Genomic DNA, 17140 nt, shown 5'->3' on the forward strand with positions numbered 1-17140 from the left:
TTTTACCTTCGCAGGATGTTGATCCATGGCAAATGATGCGTCGATCACACCCTGCGCACGGCTCATTTCGGCTTGCAGGCAGCCTGCACAACCGTCTGTGCTTTCTGCATCAGCTTGGCGTCCACGCCGTCGGTGCTGTCCAGATCTGCGATCTCCTTATCGGTGAAATTCTTTTTGATGGCCTGGGCACCACAGTCGCAGTGCTTTTTCGCGGTCGCGGCGTCGACGCCCTGGCCGCTTGCCACCTGTTGGCACTGGGTCATGTAGTGGCCCTCCTTCCCGGCAGGGAAGTTGCCAGCATTGGCAGCCACGGGCAGCAGCAGGGCGCCAGCGGCCGCCAGGGCCAGAAGAGACGGTACTCGCATAACCAGTTACTCCTTGGGTTAAGGTCTCAACAAGAGTAGGTTGCTTCCCAAGGTCTGATAGGAATTTTTCCGCGATAGTTCACCGCAGCGGCGTAATTTCCAAATATTTCTACGAGTCACGCAACCCGCGTGCTAGCATGCCTGGCTCGCAGCAACGCCCTTGCTGCGAGCTTTTTTCTTTCCAGTCACTCTGGTTCGTCCCTGGCAAGCCGAAAGGCTTCTGCCACTGTGAGGCAGGCTTCCCCGCAGGGAAGGCAGGTCGGATCTTGTACTGGCTCATCCCAACCCACGTGACCTTTGGTAGGGGTCACCACTAGGAGAGGAGGCGCCATGCCCATTATTACTCTTCCCGATGGCAGTCAACGTTCGTTTGATCACGCCGTATCCGTCGCCGACGTCGCCGCTTCCATCGGCGCAGGCCTGGCCAAGGCCACCGTGGCCGGCAAGGTCGACGGCAAACTGGTCGATGCTTGCGACCTGATCCACAACGACGCCACCCTGCAGATCATCACTCCTAAAGATGCAGAGGGACTGGAGATCATTCGTCACTCGTGTGCCCACCTGGTAGGCCACGCGGTGAAACAGCTGTACCCGACCGCCAAGATGGTGATCGGCCCGGTGATCGACGAAGGCTTCTATTACGACATCGCCTACGAGCGCCCCTTCACCCCTGAAGACATGGCCGCCATCGAAAAGCGCATGATGGAGCTGATCGAAAAAGACTACGACGTGGTCAAGAAGGTCACCCCGCGCGCCGAAGTCATCGAAGTGTTCAAGGCCCGTGGCGAAGACTACAAGCTGCGCCTGGTCGAAGACATGCCGGACGAGCAGGCCATGGGCCTGTACTACCACGAAGAATACGTCGACATGTGCCGTGGCCCGCACGTGCCGAACACTCGTTTCCTCAAGGCATTCAAGCTGACCAAGCTGTCCGGCGCCTACTGGCGCGGCGATGCCAAGAACGAGCAGCTGCAACGCGTGTACGGCACCGCCTGGGCCGACAAGAAGCAGCTGGCCGCCTACATCCAGCGCATCGAAGAAGCCGAAAAACGCGACCACCGCAAGATCGGCAAGCAGCTCGACCTCTTCCACCTGCAGGAAGAAGCCCCGGGCATGGTGTTCTGGCACGCCAACGGCTGGACCGTATACCAGGTGCTCGAGCAGTACATGCGCCAGGTTCAGCGCGTCAACGGCTACCAGGAAATCAAGACCCCCCAGGTCGTCGACCGCATCCTCTGGGAGCGTTCCGGTCACTGGTCGAACTACGCCGAAAACATGTTCACCACTTCGTCGGAAAGCCGTGATTACGCGGTCAAGCCGATGAACTGCCCGTGCCACGTGCAGGTGTTCAACCAGGGCCTTAAGAGTTACCGTGACCTGCCACTGCGCCTGGCCGAGTTCGGTGCCTGCCACCGTAACGAGCCATCCGGCGCCCTGCACGGCATCATGCGCGTGCGTGGCTTCGTGCAGGACGACGCGCACATCTTCTGCACCGAAGAACAGGTGAAGAAAGAAGCCGCCGACTTCATCAAGCTGACCCTGGACGTGTACAAGGACTTCGGCTTCACCGATATCGCCATGAAGCTGTCCACTCGTCCGGCCAAGCGTGTCGGCTCCGAAGAGCTGTGGGACCGTGCCGAAGGCGCACTGGCCGACGCCCTGAACGAGTCGGGTCTGGAGTGGGAATACCAGCCGGGCGAGGGCGCGTTCTACGGCCCGAAGATCGAGTTCACCCTGCGCGACTGCCTCGGCCGTAACTGGCAGTGTGGTACCCTGCAGTACGATCCGAACCTGCCAGAGCGTCTGGATGCCAGCTATATCGCCGAAGATAACAGCCGGGTTCGCCCCGTCATGCTGCACCGCGCGATCCTCGGTTCGTTCGAACGCTTCATCGGCATGCTGATCGAGCACTACGCCGGCGTGTTCCCGGCGTGGCTGGCACCGACCCAGGCGGTGATCATGAACATCACCGACAAACAGGCCGATTTCGCCCTCGAAGTGGAAAATGCTCTGAACGGTAGCGGTTTCCGTGCCAAGTCGGACTTGAGAAATGAGAAGATCGGCTTTAAAATCCGCGAGCATACTTTGCTCAAGGTCCCGTACCTTTTGGTTATAGGGGATCGCGAAGTCGAAACACGAACCGTTGCTGTGCGTACTCGCGAAGGCGCAGACCTGGGCTCCATGCCCGTCGCCCAGTTCGCTGAGCTCCTGACACAAGCGGTTTCCCGGCGTGGTCGCCAAGAATCGGAGTAATGACTATTAAGCGTGAAATGAGAAACGATAAGCGTGCTGTACCGAAGGCCCCGATCAACGAGAATATCTCGGCCCGCGAGGTTCGGTTAATTGGCGCTGATGGCGAGCAGGTTGGCATCGTCTCGATTGATGAAGCGCTTCGTATCGCTGATGAAGCGAAGCTGGATCTGGTAGAAATTTCTGCAGACGCGGTACCACCTGTCTGCAAGGTCATGGACTACGGCAAGCACCTCTTCGAGAAGAAGAAGCAGGCTAACGAAGCCAAGAAAAACCAGAAGCAGATTCAGATTAAAGAAATCAAGTTTCGTCCAGGGACGGAGGATGGGGATTACCAGGTAAAACTACGCAACCTGGTACGTTTCCTTACCGATGGGGACAAGGCCAAGATCTCTCTGAGATTCCGCGGCCGTGAGATGGCCCACCAGGAGCTGGGCATGGAGCTGTTGAAGCGGGTCGAAGCTGACCTCGCCGAATACGGCACCGTTGAGCAGCATCCGAAGATGGAAGGACGCCAGCTTATGATGGTCATCGCCCCCAAAAAGAAGAAGTAATCTCCCGGGCACGGCAGGCCTGATGATTATTGTGTAATTTTTTTCGAATGCGGAGTTCAACATGCCAAAAATGAAAACCAAGAGCGGTGCTGCGAAGCGCTTCCTGAAGACAGCTTCGGGCTTCAAGCACAAGCACGCTTTCAAGAGCCACATCCTGACCAAAATGTCGACCAAGCGTAAGCGTCAACTGCGCGGTGCCAGCTTGCTGCACCCGTCTGACGTGGCAAAAGTCGAGCGCATGCTGCGCGTACGTTAATTCTGGTTTAGATAGAGGAAGTTACTCATGGCTCGTGTTAAGCGTGGCGTCATCGCTCGTAAGCGTCACAAGAAAATTCTGAAACTGGCTAAAGGTTACTACGGTGCACGTTCGCGCGTATTCCGTGTAGCCAAGCAAGCGGTCATCAAGGCAGGCCAATACGCCTACCGCGACCGTCGCCAGAAGAAGCGTCAGTTCCGCGCACTGTGGATCGCTCGTATCAACGCCGGTGCCCGCACCAACGGTCTGTCCTACAGCCGTCTGATTGCTGGCCTGAAAAAGGCTTCGATCGAAATCGACCGTAAGGTTCTGGCCGATCTGGCAGTGAACGAAAAAGCGGCGTTTGCTGCGATTGTCGAGAAAGCTAAAGCCGTTCTGGCTTAAGTACCCGCGACAATCACCCGGCGGCGCTTGCGGCGCCGGGCATTGAACGTCATCGATAGGGGAAGAGCCTTCAAAGCTCTTCCCCTATTTTCGTATCTGGAGTTTGTACATGGAAAACCTGGATGCGCTGGTCTCACAAGCCCTGGAGGCCGTCGAGCGCGCTGAAGACATCAATACCCTGGAACAGATCCGGGTTCAGTACCTCGGCAAGAAGGGCGAACTGACCCAGGTGATGAAGACCCTGGGCAACCTGCCAGCCGACGAGCGCCCGAAAGTCGGCGCGCTGATCAACGACGCCAAAGAGCGCGTCACCGTCGTGCTCAACGCACGCAAGGCCGCCTTCGAAGAGGCTGAACTCAGCGCTCGCCTGGCCGCCGAATGCATCGACGTGACCCTGCCAGGCCGTGGCCAGACCACCGGCGGGCTGCACCCGATCACCCGTACTCTCGAGCGCATCGAGCAGTTCTTCACCCACATCGGCTACGGCATCGCCGAAGGCCCTGAGGTCGAAGACGACTACCACAACTTCGAAGCGCTCAACATCCCTGGCCACCACCCGGCCCGGGCGATGCACGACACCTTCTACTTCAATGCCAACATGCTGCTGCGCACCCACACCTCGCCGGTGCAGGTGCGGACCATGGAGTCCAGCCAGCCGCCGATCCGCATTGTCTGCCCAGGCCGCGTCTACCGCTGCGACTCGGATATCACCCACTCGCCGATGTTCCACCAGGTCGAAGGCCTGCTGATCGACCGCGGCATCAACTTCGCCGACCTCAAGGGCACCATCGAAGAATTCCTGCGCGTGTTCTTCGAAAAAGAACTGGCCGTGCGCTTCCGCCCGTCGTTCTTCCCGTTCACCGAGCCGTCCGCCGAAGTCGACATCCAGTGCGTGATGTGTTCCGGCAATGGCTGCCGCGTGTGCAAGCAGACCGGCTGGCTGGAAGTCATGGGCTGCGGCATGGTGCACCCGAACGTGCTGCGCATGTCTGGCATCGACCCTGAAGAATTCCAGGGCTTCGCCTTCGGCATGGGCGCCGAGCGCCTGGCCATGCTGCGCTATGGCGTCAACGATTTGCGTCTGTTCTTCGATAACGACCTGCGGTTCCTCGCCCAATTCCGCTAGGCCCAATCGACGCACTTTCTAGGAGAACAGCATGAAATTCAGTGAACAGTGGCTGCGCGGTTGGGTAAACCCGCAAGTCTCCCGTGACGAACTGGTCGCCCGCCTGTCCATGGCCGGCCTCGAAGTCGACAGCGTTACCCCCGCTGCCGGCCAGTTCAGCGGCATCGTCGTGGGCGAGATCCTCGCCACCGAACAACACCCGGACGCCGACAAACTGCGCGTGTGCCAGGTGAGCAACGGCCAGGAAACCTTCCAGGTCGTGTGCGGCGCGCCTAACGCCCGCCCAGGCATTAAAATCCCGTTCGCCATGATCGGCGCCGAACTGCCAGGCGACTTCAAGATCAAGAAGGCCAAGCTGCGCGGCGTCGAGTCGTTCGGCATGCTCTGCTCGGCCGCCGAGCTGCAGATCAGCGAAGAAAACGACGGCCTGCTGGAACTGGCTGCCGACGCCCCAGTCGGTGAAGACATCCGCCAGTACCTGAGCCTGGACGACGCCAGCATCGAGATCGGCCTGACGCCGAACCGCGGTGACTGCCTGTCCATCGCCGGCCTCGCCCGCGATGTCAGCGCCCTGTACGACACCCCGGTCACCCGCCCGGTCGTGCCAGCCGTTGCCCCGGCCCATGACGAAGTGCGCCCGGTCGAAGTCAGCGCTCCGGCTGCCTGCCCACGTTATCTCGGCCGCGTCATCCGCAACGTCGACCTGAGCAAGCCGACCCCGCTGTGGATGGTCGAGCGCCTGCGCCGCAGCGACGTGCGCAGCATCGACGCCGCCGTCGACATCACCAACTACGTGATGCTCGAACTCGGCCAGCCGATGCACGCCTTCGACCTCGCCGAAATCAACGGTGGCATCCGTGTGCGCATGGCCGAAGAGGGCGAGAAGCTCGTCCTGCTCGACGGCCAGGAAGTGGCCCTGCGTGCCGACACCCTGGTGATCGCCGACCACACCCGCGCTCTGGCCATCGCCGGCGTCATGGGGGGCGAGCACAGCGGTGTGAACACCGAGAAAACCCGTGACCTGTTCCTCGAAAGCGCCTTCTTCGAGCCGATCTCCGTCGCCGGTAAAGCCCGTTCCTACGGCCTGCACACCGATGCCTCGCACCGCTACGAGCGCGGCGTCGACTCGCAGCTGGCCCGCGAAGCCATGGAGCGCGCCACCCAGCTGATCCTCGACATCGTCGGCGGCGAAGCCGGCCCGATCGTCGAAGCCGTCAGCGAACAGCACCTGCCAAACGTCGCCCCGGTCACCCTGCGCGCCGAGCGCATCACCCAGATGCTCGGCATGGAGATGGACCCGGCCCAGGTCGAGCAGTTGCTCAACAACCTCGGTTTGGCCACCAAGGCGGACGGGGCAGGGCAGTGGACCGTCAACGTCCCAAGCCACCGCTTCGACATCAGCCTGGAAGTCGACCTGATCGAAGAGCTGGCCCGCCTGTACGGTTACAACAACCTGCCAGTGCGCTACCCGCAAGCCCGCCTCGCGCCGCAAGCCCGCCCGGAAACCCGCGGCGAGCTGCCAAACCTGCGCCGCCTGCTGGTTGCTCGCGGCTACCAGGAAGCCATCACCTACAGCTTCATCGACCCGAAGCTGTTCGAGCTGTTCAGCCCAGGCGTCGAGCCACTGCTGCTGGCCAACCCGATCTCCAACGACATGGCCGCCATGCGCGCCTCGTTGTGGCCGGGCCTGGTCAAGGCACTGCAGCACAACCTCAACCGCCAGCAAGACCGCGTGCGCCTGTTCGAAAGCGGCCTGCGCTTCGTCGGCCAACTCGGTAACCTGCAGCAGCAGCCAATGATCGCCGGCGTCGTCACCGGCAGCCGCCTGCCAGAAGGCTGGGCGAACGGTCGCGACACCATCGACTTCTTCGACGTCAAGGCCGACGTGGAAGCCCTGCTGGGTTACAGCGGCGCCCTGAGCGACTTCACCTTCGCCGCCGGCAAGCACCCAGCCCTGCACCCTGGCCAGACCGCTGTGATCCAGCGCGACGGCAAGGACGTCGGCTACCTCGGCGCCATCCACCCAGAGCTTGCCAAAGCCCTGGACCTGGACCGCCCGGTGTTCGTCTTCGAGCTGGTACTGGGCGATGTGGTCGAAGGCCGCCTGCCGAAATTCAGCGAACTCTCCAAGTTCCCGGAAACCCGTCGCGACCTGGCTTTGATCGCAGGACGTGATGTAGCTTCTCAAGACGTGCTTGAAGTAATTCGTGACAATGCAGGCGAATGGCTCACAGACCTCAGGCTGTTTGATGTCTACCAAGGTAAAGGCATTGATCCTGATAGAAAAAGCCTCGCCGTCGGCTTGACCTGGCAGCATCCATCGCGCACTCTTAACGACGATGAGGTGAACACTACCCTGCAAAACATCCTCACCTCGCTCGAACAAAGGTTGAACACCACGTTAAGGAAATAACGGCATGGGTGCTCTGACGAAAGCTGAGATGGCCGAAAGGCTGTACGAGGAGCTGGGGCTTAACAAGCGTGAGGCCAAGGAGCTGGTCGAGCTGTTTTTTGAAGAAATTCGGCACGCACTTGAAGAGAACGAGCAGGTCAAATTGTCCGGTTTCGGCAACTTCGACCTTCGCGACAAACGCCAGCGGCCGGGCCGCAACCCCAAGACTGGGGAAGAGATCCCGATCACTGCACGGCGCGTCGTCACCTTTCGTCCAGGGCAGAAGTTGAAGGCCCGGGTTGAGGCCTATGCTGGAACCAAGCCATAACGACGAACTGCCCCCCATACCGGGCAAACGCTACTTCACCATCGGTGAAGTGAGCGAGTTGTGTGCCGTGAAGCCACACGTGCTGCGGTATTGGGAGCAGGAGTTTCCTCAGCTCAACCCTGTGAAGCGGCGGGGGAACCGGCGGTATTATCAGCGGCAGGATGTGCTGATGATCCGCCAGATCCGGGCCCTGCTGTATGACCAGGGGTTCACCATTGGCGGGGCGCGGTTGCGGCTCTCCAGTGATGAGGTGAAGGATGAATCGAGCCAGTACAAGCAGCTGATTCGGCAGATGATTGTCGAGTTGGAGGATGTGTTGGTGGTGTTGAAGAAGTGACCTTTGCGGTTTTTCTGATGAGTGGATTTTTTTTGAGAAAAAGGTTTCATTTATCAGGAGGTTAGGGTACATTCTTCAACGTTCTCGGCAAGATTGAGAACATGCTTCAAGCCCAGTCGGGGCGTAGCGCAGCCCGGTAGCGCACTTGCATGGGGTGCAAGGGGTCGAGTGTTCGAATCACTCCGTCCCGACCATTATTTAAACGATTAAGCCACCCTCGGGTGGCTTTTTTGTTTGTGCGATGGAAAATGCGGGTCGGTAAGAGTGCTTAAGACATTTTCGCTCATCATCGGGATACTCAGTGCTTATCCCTAGCCTGCAGTCTAAAGTCGACTAGGAATGTAGCTCTGTGGGCCTCTGTCGCGAGCCGGGGTAATTTGAATTGGTTGGCTAAGCCTCTCTTTTGGCTGAAAAAGTATTGTTCAAAGAGTAGTTCTGGAATACCAATTGGAATGCCGAAAGCCAGATTTCACGAGGTGCGGGCTCATATAAGGCTGTGATGGTTAGAGTTCACTCTGAAGCTTTGAGTCTCAAATGCTGTACCACAAGGAGCTGACGGCCAGGATCAGAGAAAATGCTGCCTAGTGCTGAGTGCTGGTAAAGACTCAGTCACACACTGCGAAACTCGCATGAGCTGCCTCGACCTCAGCGAACCTATTCCTGCCGGACGGCATAACCCTCCTGCAATAGACACGTTCTGTGAGAATCGAGTAGAGTCGCAGGCGAATTTGCTCCCGCGTTCGGTCGAGCAACACTGGCAGCTCATCTGCACGCTGAAAGCCTCAGCCTAGACATGGATAGCCAAAGGAACAAGGAATGTTATACACCACGCCCGCCTAGAAAGTTATGTACCAATTGGTGTTTATTAATAGTTACCTATTCATTGCAGGTAAGGAGCATTGATGGATATCTTATGGTGGGAGAAGACAGTTGAGTACTTTTTCGTTCAAAAGTATGTGGATCTCAACATGTTTATTGCGCCATTGGACGGGGATCACGAAAAAGCTGGTGATGCTATCTTCTCTAACGTAAATAAATGGGTGTTGATAGAGTTTAAGCGTGACAAAAGCGCAATAGCTGATGAAATCGGTAAATTTACAAATTACGAGTCAGCTAAGAGTGCGTTGGAGTCAATTGGAAGTCATCATTTAATAATTTATGGTGTTGCCGAAAACGATGATTTCCTTTTGAGGTGTAGACAGTATTTTTCTGGAAAGGACTTAGCGATTGAGCAAGCTCTTGTTTCAGGAGCAACAAAAGATAGCTTTATTAACTATCTTAGAAGATTTGTGGAGTTTAAAAAGACGTCAAAAGCTGGTGCGAGTGGCTATTCGTTCGTTGCTGGTGTCAGTCATGATGGGACTGTAACAAAATGCATGAAGGTATCCGAGTTTGCGGAGGCCTTGCACCTTGAAAATGCTTTACAGCAGAAACTTCAACAAAAGCAGGAGCAAAGCTATTCAGGCCCTAGCATGGGCATGTGAAATAGCTAACAAGTTGCTGCGCGCGAAAAATTACTCGTTACGCTCATAATTTTCGGTGAGTAAAGCCCTATACTAATCAAACGGACTCGGTGAGATGGCATGACTATATACGTTGCAATTATGTTAATCTTGTCAATCGCTAGCGGATTTATTTCTGCGGGAAGTTGGTTGTACGCAAGCATTGTGAAAGTCGGCCATGAAAAAGAGATGGAGCGCCGTCGGAAAAAAGCTGAAAGGAAAGGCGAGAAACCAAATTATGCCTCCGTAAGCTTGGATGGGTGGGATATGTCTGCAACTTTTTCTGCACAATCTCGATGGAATTCGATCGGCGCTATATTTGCTGCTATTTCAATATTTCTACAAGCACTTATTCAGCTCCTTGATTTCGTATCATAATTGGCTCAAATCGTCGCTTCGCTCACTGGGATGGACTAAACCCGTCCCTTAACCAAACGTTAGGCCTCCTTTACATGACCGCACTCGTATTCGCACTTCAACCCGATCAAGTTTGCGTCGCAATGGGCACTTTGGTGGTCGGAGCTGATGACCGCATGCCGCTGGCCTTCCAACGTAAGTTCCTGTCCGTTCCAGACTCTGATCTGTTGGTCGCAGGAACCGGCCACGCCGGGTTCGTAACTGGCTGGTTTGGTTACCTGCAAGCCCTGACGTGTTTAGGAGATGTTGATAACGTCGGATCCATCGCCCCAAGTGTGCTCAAAGCATCAGCAGATGCAGCTGGCGGGCTCGGCTCCATTACCACAACGATCTATCACTTTGGCTACTCACGAGCAGAGGGGCAGTACGTTGGATATGCCTACAGATCAATCGCCAACTTCCAACCGGAGCGTCTTCCTTACGCGCTTGGATTAAAGCCGCAGGTTCCGGTCTTGACCACTGACAATATCCAATTTCCGGATTTCATGATCGATATTGTCGTGCGCCAACAGCAACACGATCGATCCCAACCACTCCAGCATCAATTAGGCATCGGAGGGGAGATTGATTTTGTCGTTCTTTCAGGCCGAACCACGCGCGTCGAGACCGTGCACCGCTTCATCACCTACGAGAGCGAAAAGCAGCACATCGAGGGTCCCGAGGCGAAGGCGTAACAATTCATTCAAGCCGACGCCACTTCGTGGCGCGGCTTAATTCTGTCGTTGGCATATTAGAGATCCGAACATGGTTATCGAAGCATTATCTGCCATTATTGATGCCGCTAGATTCTGGAAGGAAAAAAATAATGAGACATCTGAAGAGCTCAGAAACAAGCGTGAGGCTCTACAACTGGTAATGGATGCCGTAATCGCAACAAAGGCCTATTTATACGATCTAGAGCAAGGAGTCGAGCCATCTCGCGACCAGGAAAGAGAGCTAGCGCGGAAATGGAACCATGCATCAATGGCTATCAGCGAATATGATTATCAGCTTTATAGTTCAGCTCGACTAAAGGCTCTAGGCTGGGCAGACCCCCGCGAATGTAAAAGAGCAGAGCTACGCCCTTGGGTCATAAAACTCGATGTAATTATCGATCAATGCCAATACATTCTCAGCAAAAGTTAATAATGTGCTCAACTATCGCTCACTCCGTTCGTTGGAGAGCCAAAAGCTACGCTTTTGCCTGCTCGTTGGATTAATCGTTAGGCCCAATTGAATTAGGGGGCAACATAGAGCCAGAAGGACTCGATAATACCAAGGTAAAAAAGATTTTATTGAGGCAGCCCTTGCCACATTAGTGGGCGTAGTCCTATCTCTATTAAAATTGAAGAGCACGTTATCAATCAAGGCTCGCTGGATATACCTAGGCTCTGTACGAAAAGAGATGTTGCAAACACTGCATGGAACAAGCTAGTGCGACCATTGCTGCATGACTTTTCGCAAGCTTGTCGAAGCGTGTCACGATGCGGCGGTTCTCTTCCAGCCAGCCAAACATGCGCTCGATAATGTTGCGCTGTCGGTACTTCGGCCGGTCAAACAGTCTGGGTAAGCCAGGCTTGGGTTTGCGCTTCATTGAGCGCAACGGGATCACGGGTTGCATTCGGTACTGGTCTCAGTAGCGGTGTAGCGCTTCGACGTCGTAGCACCTGTCGGCGAGAAACCATTTGCAGCGCTTGCGCGGGCGGCCACCTTGGCTCGATGGAATGCTGACTTCGTCCAGCAGTGGTTAAGATCATGTGAGGAATAGTATGCGTGCTATCATATCGCCACCCATTCCCCAGAAGTCTTTTCTGCCTCCAGGTAATCACCATGGACGATGTAGTCAAAACGCATTTGGATGTGTACCAAAGCTGGCAAAGCCATCACTTCAATTTCAGTCTCGACGATCCAAAGACCAATGCACCTGGGCTGCGCAAGCCTCAACTGGCTGCGCTTTATGCCACCCTGGGGCACCTGGTGGTTGATCCTTCTTCGACCGCCACAGTCGTCATGCCGACCGGTACAGGGAAGACTGACACCATGCTCGCGCTGATCATCGCTGCGAGGATGGCAAGAACCTTGATCCTGGTTCCCTCGGACGCCCTCAGAACGCAGTTGGTGGGTAAGTGCACGGAGATGAAGACGCTCCGCACCGTGGGGGCGGTATCGGACACGGCGCGCAATCCTATTGTGGCGTCCATCGATTCGAAGTTTTCAGAGGAGCAGGTTGCTGATTTGGCTAGCGCCAACATTATTGTGGCTACTCCCCAGGCGCTGCTGCTATTCGAAGACGCCGCCTTGGGCGCGCTGGTTAATATGTGCAGCCACCTGATGATCGACGAGGCTCATCACGTCGCCGCGGCCAGCTGGAATCGAATCAAAACCGCCTTCATCGGCAAACCGTGTATTCAGTTCACAGCGACGCCATTCAGGGAAGATGGTCTGGCCCTGGCCGGTAAGATCATTTACAACTACCCGCTCCGGGATGCGCAGCTTGACGGCTATTTCAAAGGTATCGAGTTCCATCCGGTACGAGAATACAACCTCAAGCTGTCCGACCAGGCCATCGCAGACAAGGCTGTTGAGCTGCTCAGGGCTGACCTCAAGGCCGGGTATAACCATCTGATGATGGTGCGGGCCAGGTCACACAAGCGGGCATCAGATCTGTTTGAGATTTACAAGCAGCATCCCGACCTCACGCCGGTACTGATTCACAGCAATGTACCGAATCAGGCGAGGGTGATGGCTGAGATTATCAAGAAGAAGCACCGGATCATCGTCTGCGTTGACATGCTTGGCGAGGGCTTCGACCTACCTGAGCTCAAAATTGCTGCCATTCATGACCAACACCAAAGTCCTGCCGTGACGCTCCAGTTCATCGGCCGGCTGACACGTGTGGACGCGGCCCTTGGTGATGCCAAGTTCGTGGCGAACATCGCTAATCAGAAGACCGACCACCAGATGGCTGACCTCTATAAGGAGAGTGCTGACTGGGGGGCAGTCATTCGCAATGTGAGTGAGAAAAAGGTCAGCCGGGAAATTCAGAAGGCGAATTTCACCGAGCAATTCGCTGACGGTGACGATGCCAAGGTAATCTTTGGGCTCAACCCGAACCCCAAAATTAGCGCCGTGGCGTATCACCTCTCTGTCAAAGACTGGACACCGCAGCGGGCGCAGAGCCTGGATGGCCGGAAGGAGACACTGCAGTACTTTTCGATCAATGATCAGGCCGATACCGTCATTGCCGTGACTCGGCGAGAGACGCTGGTTGGATGGGCTCAGACCGAAGAAATCGTCGATACCAACTGGAATCTTTACATCGCGTTCTATGACAAAGCGCAGAAAACCCTCTTCATTCACACCTCGGGTGACGACACTCAGGCAACTCGCTTCCTGAACCTGGTGGCCAAAGACTCCCGTCGCATCAATGGTGAGCCGGCGTTCCGGACGCTCCACGACATCAAGCTGATGAAGCTTCAGAACGTTGGCCTGTCCCGCGCCCGGAAAGACCTGCGGTTTACGATGCATGTGGGGCGAGACATCAACCAGGTGATCAGCGATATCGAGAAAGGCAATGCGACAAAGTCGAACATCTTCGCCACTGGTTTTGAGGATGGAGAACGAACCACCGTAGGCTGCTCGCACAAGGGCAAGATCTGGGAGATGAACTCCTCTCCGATAAACTATTGGGTCGAGTGGTGCAAGCGGATGGCGGTCAAACTCAACGACAACACCATTGACCCTGGTGACGTCCTCAAAAATGTCATGCGTGCCGACCAAATCAAGGACAAATGGCCAGAGGGGCTGTTCTACGCCGACTGGCCTGTGTCGATCGCGATCGAAAACGAGCAAAGGATCTCACTGTATTTTCAGGGAGAGACTTTCAACCTGCTCGATGTCGAGCTTGGTAAGCCTGAGTACATTGATGCACGGACACTGGAGATCCCCGTCATTGTTGTGGGTAACGAGGGCGAGGAGCGCCGGCTGACCACCATCGCCATCAAATTGTTGGAGGATGGGTACAAGACCTCTTGCCCAGGTGTGAAGATCCTTTACCCCCACGAAATGCCACTGGATTCTTATCTGGATGGAGAGCCGCTGGTACTTCTCAAGGTCGACGGATCCATGGTGCAGGGGAACTACCGTCAATACTCGCTCAACAGCATGGATGTAAAACTGCCAGCCGGTTTGCTCGAAGCCTGGGATTGGGGAACAACGAAAATCCATCAGGAGTCCATGCGTGCGGAGCGACGCAAGGATTCAGTACAAGGGTTCACTTTCGACAAAATCGCTGACGATTACTCAATCGTGTTCAACGATGACGGCAAAGGCGAAATCGCTGACCTGGTGGCAATTCGGGAAAACCAGGATGCCATCTACGTCGACCTGTACCACTGCAAATTCTGTCCTATGACGGATGGCGTGGCTGTACCTGGGGCGCGCGTCGCCGATGTCTATGAAGTATGCGGTCAGGCATCCAGGTCGGTGAAATGGCTTTACACCGGCGATAAGTTCTTCAACCGGCTAATGGATCGCTACCAGCAAGGACTGCTGAAGGACTTCGACAGAATCCTGAAAGGCACGCCTCAGCAGCTGGAGATCCTGCGCAACAAATGCCACGACCATGAGCTGATCTTCAAGTTTGTGATCGTGCAGCCTGCGATATCAGCGAATAAGGTATCGAAGGAGCAACTGGCCGTCTTGGGAACGAGCTACTCATACATCAAGAGCATCTCGGGCTCGGACATCAAGGTCATTGTTAGCCCTTGATTGACTTGCACCAGCGGAATTGCAGCTGATTCCGCTGATGTCATGCTTTGATCCGCACCTCCTAGGCTCCCTTTGGTAATGGTCTATAAGTAGGGGTCAAAAGTTTTTGCGAAGATTGCCTTTGGCGATTTGCTCCAAGATCTGCATGTAGCGCTCAGATGTTACTTTAGAGATTTCCAAGGCGTTGGTGAAAATGGGTGGGAAATCTTTGCCGGGAACCTCGTGTTTTGCGGAAACCTGCGTGGTCAGTGCGTTGTAGAGACTGATCAATGGTAAGCGATCCATGAACCCCACCTACCGCAAGGTGAGGCCATCGTTTACCGTGGCATTTCCGGTGAACAGTTCCACGGCAACAGCGCTTCATAATCTGCCACGGCGTCGGGACGCATCATGGCGTGCGGGCTCCAGAATGAAATCGGGAGCACAGCATCGGCAATCAGCTGAGCGCTTTGAATGTGGGGTTCATGGAGCGCTTACGATCAATGTTGGGCAGCTAGCATATTGAGGAAACACTCGGACCGCCTCGTCCAGAGAGTTATACAGGGGGATGCTGTACTTGTGGCCCGTGGTTTCATCTATGTTCCCGTAGAATCTCGCTTGCGCGTCTTTGAGGAAGTGTTTGAGCAGGTGGGGGTCCAGCACAGGCACACCGTTGCGGGGATACCCTGCATGAAACTGGCCGTTTATGATCACTAAGGGCAGAACCGTAATGTCATTGCGGCCGATGAGTGACGGGTAATGCACTGCGCAGAATTCTTGTAGATTTTCGCGGACTCGCTCTGCTTTTCGGCTGGCTTGAATAGTTTTGTATTCTATGCCATTGTTGTCGAAGATCTCGTTGTGATAATCCAGCGGAGTGATAGGTGTGCGCCGGCTTCTGAGTTCAGCGATTACTATCAAATTGCCGAGAGAAAATGTTAGATCAATTTCTTCAAATTTTTTGGGCGCGTACTTGAATTTCAATGCCGCGGTCCAGTAGAAGTGCTTAGCCAGTATTGGGTTGTTTGATCGGCACTCTTGCATAACTTTTAATGTGTCTAGCTCGAACAACTTGCCACGTCGTTTAGAATTGGGGTCTATCCGCTGCAGCCAAGTGTCGAAATTTCGCCCAATACTAGCAGTCAGCAGGGCGCTCACTGGGAAACATACATGCTCATCCAGAACCAGCAAGGGTTGGCTCCAAAGGTCGTTTTGGATGCTGCGGGCGTCGTAGGAAAGCATCTCGATAACGATCGTTACGTCTTCTGCAGTCATCTTTGTGCAACGCACTAGGTTATCGATCAAATCATCCAGTCGGATCCTTGGGGCAAAGTCCAGCAGATCGTCCCACTGTCTTGGCGATGGCTTGGATAAAGCCGTCTCTTTAATCTGGGTTGAAAGAACCGCTAAGTGAATCCACACCTTCAAAACATTGCGGATTGCCTGATCCTTGGTATTGCCGGATGCTGAGTCCAGCAAAGGATGCAAGTGCTCGTCGACCATGTAGTGCGGTGCGGCACGATGGTATAAAGCCGACATCTGCGCCTCATCCGATAGATCCTGCCATCGAATGCAGGATAATACGTTACCCGAACTTTGGTAATGCAGGTATTGACCTTCGTATAACAAAGACTCAGCAATCAAGCGCCGGCGTTTCCAATCACGGACGATATGCATTGCATTGGTGGCGTTATGGTGATCCCGACGATATTTGGAGACGGCCTTGATCAAATGTGGGTCAGGTGTGGTGGAGGCTAGTACCACTCCATTTGGATGCGGGAAAAATCTGACCTCGCCGTAGAGCAAATCCTGCCAGATTCGCGAGAAGCTATGAAAAATCTGGGCCATTGAGGTTTCGTTCTCAAAGAATATAAACTTGTCCAGTTGATGAGGACGAGCTTCAGGAAAGACCCGGTCTATGTCATCTCTATACTTTATTAATAGCTCCCAGAAAGGACCACATAAGCTATCGAGCCGAAACGCGTTCAAGGTATTAGGATCAACCTCAACGCCGCCATTAGTAAGGGTGGACTTAAGGTCAAGATACTGTTCCATCGCCGCGTCGGGCTGTCCCGTCATGAGCGCCATCTGTTCCTCGGAAATCCGGTAGAATGCGTGATTGGCGGCACCCAAGTGTGCTTGGATAAGTTCGTTCGCGCTTAGCGGAGCTTCTCGGCTGAAAGTGAATTGCTGACGAGTATTTTGTACGCGCTGGAAATGCTCATTGAGCCAGCTAACACCATTGAGAAAACCGCGCTCCTCGGTTCGCTCGCCCCTAGTCCACTCATAGGCTTGAAGCCAGCTGGAAATATTAAACTTCTCTAGCATAGCTGGATGGGGAAGTTGTCGATCACGGGCTAGTTTCAACAGCGTTGTTTGGGAGTGGTTCATAGCGAGAAATCCCTGCCTCGATTGTTGGAAATGGTGTACCTCGCAGCTGATAGCGCAGCCAGACGATATTCCCTCGTACGGTTCACATCAAGCCATCCCTGCCATCCCTG

At 55.1% G+C, this 17140-nt stretch carries 16 protein-coding genes, 1 tRNA gene and 1 pseudogene; 14 read left to right on the plus strand and 4 right to left on the minus strand.

The features are described 5' to 3' along the window. Positions 1-62 precede the first annotated feature (62 nt). The gene (locus BGP85_RS08700) at positions 63-365 is read right to left on the minus strand and encodes a hypothetical protein (RefSeq protein WP_103446791.1); all 303 of its coding nucleotides are present in this window, start codon (positions 363-365) and stop codon (positions 63-65) included. Between the two features lie 330 nt (positions 366-695). Here BGP85_RS08700 and thrS point away from each other — a divergent pair, with 330 nt between their 5' ends. The 13 genes from thrS to BGP85_RS28665 all read left to right on the plus strand — a co-directional run bounded on the left by thrS (position 696) and on the right by BGP85_RS28665 (position 11036). After that, the gene (gene thrS / locus BGP85_RS08710) at positions 696-2618 is read left to right on the plus strand and encodes a threonine--tRNA ligase (protein WP_103446792.1); all 1923 of its coding nucleotides are present in this window, start codon (positions 696-698) and stop codon (positions 2616-2618) included. After that, positions 2618-3169 (plus strand): translation initiation factor IF-3, encoded by a 552-nt coding sequence (gene infC, locus BGP85_RS08715; RefSeq protein ID WP_012052879.1) that lies wholly within the window; start codon positions 2618-2620, stop codon positions 3167-3169. The genes thrS and infC overlap by 1 nt, the downstream gene beginning before the upstream one ends. A 61-nt stretch (positions 3170-3230) precedes the next feature. Beyond that, positions 3231-3425, plus strand: a complete 195-nt coding sequence (gene rpmI / locus BGP85_RS08720) for a 50S ribosomal protein L35 (RefSeq protein WP_003250667.1) — start codon at positions 3231-3233, stop codon at positions 3423-3425. A gap of 27 nt (positions 3426-3452) precedes the next feature. Beyond that, entirely contained in the window at positions 3453-3809 is a 357-nt protein-coding gene (gene rplT / locus BGP85_RS08725) for a 50S ribosomal protein L20 (RefSeq protein WP_003250671.1), read from the plus strand. 109 nt (positions 3810-3918) lie between these two features. After that, a complete protein-coding gene (gene pheS, locus BGP85_RS08730) occupies positions 3919-4935 on the plus strand; it encodes a phenylalanine--tRNA ligase subunit alpha (protein WP_103446793.1) in 1017 nt (338 codons plus the stop codon). 31 nt (positions 4936-4966) lie between these two features. Further along, complete coding sequence (gene pheT, locus BGP85_RS08735) at positions 4967-7348, plus strand: phenylalanine--tRNA ligase subunit beta (RefSeq protein ID WP_103446794.1); 2382 nt, start codon at positions 4967-4969, stop codon at positions 7346-7348. A 4-nt stretch (positions 7349-7352) separates the two neighbouring features. Next, the gene (gene ihfA, locus BGP85_RS08740; protein WP_003250679.1) at positions 7353-7655 is read left to right on the plus strand and encodes an integration host factor subunit alpha; all 303 of its coding nucleotides are present in this window, start codon (positions 7353-7355) and stop codon (positions 7653-7655) included. Continuing rightward, entirely contained in the window at positions 7636-7992 is a 357-nt protein-coding gene (locus BGP85_RS08745; protein WP_008100384.1) for a MerR family transcriptional regulator, read from the plus strand. The genes ihfA and BGP85_RS08745 overlap by 20 nt, the downstream gene beginning before the upstream one ends. A 117-nt stretch (positions 7993-8109) precedes the next feature. Further along, positions 8110-8186: transfer RNA gene (locus tag BGP85_RS08750), tRNA-Pro, on the plus strand. Positions 8187-8894: 708 nt separating this feature from the next. Further along, on the plus strand, positions 8895-9476 hold the full coding sequence (locus tag BGP85_RS08755) for a hypothetical protein (RefSeq protein ID WP_103446795.1): 582 nt from the start codon (positions 8895-8897) through the stop codon (positions 9474-9476). Positions 9477-9575: 99 nt separating this feature from the next. After that, positions 9576-9872: a hypothetical protein gene (locus tag BGP85_RS28660; RefSeq protein ID WP_146048968.1), complete on the plus strand. Its 297-nt coding sequence runs from the start codon at positions 9576-9578 to the stop codon at positions 9870-9872. Positions 9873-9946: 74 nt separating this feature from the next. Beyond that, a complete protein-coding gene (locus BGP85_RS08760) occupies positions 9947-10585 on the plus strand; it encodes a hypothetical protein (RefSeq protein ID WP_146048969.1) in 639 nt (212 codons plus the stop codon). 70 nt (positions 10586-10655) lie between these two features. Further along, a complete protein-coding gene (locus tag BGP85_RS28665) occupies positions 10656-11036 on the plus strand; it encodes a hypothetical protein (RefSeq protein WP_146048970.1) in 381 nt (126 codons plus the stop codon). A gap of 238 nt (positions 11037-11274) precedes the next feature. Here the strand turns inward: BGP85_RS28665 and BGP85_RS08765 are convergent. Beyond that, positions 11275-11634: pseudogene (locus BGP85_RS08765) on the minus strand (transposase); the annotation flags it as partial. Between the two features lie 86 nt (positions 11635-11720). Here BGP85_RS08765 and BGP85_RS08770 point away from each other — a divergent pair. After that, complete coding sequence (locus BGP85_RS08770; protein WP_103446797.1) at positions 11721-14660, plus strand: DEAD/DEAH box helicase; 2940 nt, start codon at positions 11721-11723, stop codon at positions 14658-14660. 96 nt (positions 14661-14756) lie between these two features. On the opposite strand, the gene BGP85_RS08775 is transcribed toward BGP85_RS08770, so the two are convergent. Together BGP85_RS08775 and BGP85_RS08785 are read right to left on the minus strand one after the other, a co-directional pair. Then, on the minus strand, positions 14757-14945 hold the full coding sequence (locus BGP85_RS08775) for a hypothetical protein (RefSeq protein ID WP_103446798.1): 189 nt from the start codon (positions 14943-14945) through the stop codon (positions 14757-14759). Between the two features lie 177 nt (positions 14946-15122). After that, entirely contained in the window at positions 15123-17030 is a 1908-nt protein-coding gene (locus tag BGP85_RS08785; protein ID WP_181004471.1) for a hypothetical protein, read from the minus strand. Positions 17031-17140 lie beyond the last annotated feature (110 nt).

The organism is Pseudomonas putida, assembly GCF_002906855.1.
In the GTDB taxonomy this organism is placed as follows: domain Bacteria; phylum Pseudomonadota; class Gammaproteobacteria; order Pseudomonadales; family Pseudomonadaceae; genus Aquipseudomonas; species Aquipseudomonas putida_N.

Bases quoted from the DNA above. Each gene is read 5' to 3' on its own strand.
- thrS (WP_103446792.1), top strand. From the start codon at position 696: ATGCCCATTATTACTCTTCCCGATGGCAGTCAACGTTCGTTTGATCAC.
- BGP85_RS08770 (WP_103446797.1), top strand. From the start codon at position 11,721: ATGGACGATGTAGTCAAAACGCATTTGGATGTGTACCAAAGCTGGCAA.
- BGP85_RS08775 (WP_103446798.1), bottom strand. From the start codon at position 14,945: ATGGATCGCTTACCATTGATCAGTCTCTACAACGCACTGACCACGCAG.
- pheS (WP_103446793.1), top strand. From the start codon at position 3,919: ATGGAAAACCTGGATGCGCTGGTCTCACAAGCCCTGGAGGCCGTCGAG.
- BGP85_RS08760 (WP_146048969.1), top strand. From the start codon at position 9,947: ATGACCGCACTCGTATTCGCACTTCAACCCGATCAAGTTTGCGTCGCA.
- BGP85_RS08755 (WP_103446795.1), top strand. From the start codon at position 8,895: ATGGATATCTTATGGTGGGAGAAGACAGTTGAGTACTTTTTCGTTCAA.
- BGP85_RS28660 (WP_146048968.1), top strand. From the start codon at position 9,576: ATGACTATATACGTTGCAATTATGTTAATCTTGTCAATCGCTAGCGGA.
- ihfA (WP_003250679.1), top strand. From the start codon at position 7,353: ATGGGTGCTCTGACGAAAGCTGAGATGGCCGAAAGGCTGTACGAGGAG.
- rpmI (WP_003250667.1), top strand. From the start codon at position 3,231: ATGCCAAAAATGAAAACCAAGAGCGGTGCTGCGAAGCGCTTCCTGAAG.
- pheT (WP_103446794.1), top strand. From the start codon at position 4,967: ATGAAATTCAGTGAACAGTGGCTGCGCGGTTGGGTAAACCCGCAAGTC.
- infC (WP_012052879.1), top strand. From the start codon at position 2,618: ATGACTATTAAGCGTGAAATGAGAAACGATAAGCGTGCTGTACCGAAG.
- rplT (WP_003250671.1), top strand. From the start codon at position 3,453: ATGGCTCGTGTTAAGCGTGGCGTCATCGCTCGTAAGCGTCACAAGAAA.
- BGP85_RS08745 (WP_008100384.1), top strand. From the start codon at position 7,636: ATGCTGGAACCAAGCCATAACGACGAACTGCCCCCCATACCGGGCAAA.
- BGP85_RS08785 (WP_181004471.1), bottom strand. From the start codon at position 17,030: ATGAACCACTCCCAAACAACGCTGTTGAAACTAGCCCGTGATCGACAA.
- BGP85_RS28665 (WP_146048970.1), top strand. From the start codon at position 10,656: ATGGTTATCGAAGCATTATCTGCCATTATTGATGCCGCTAGATTCTGG.
- BGP85_RS08700 (WP_103446791.1), bottom strand. From the start codon at position 365: ATGCGAGTACCGTCTCTTCTGGCCCTGGCGGCCGCTGGCGCCCTGCTG.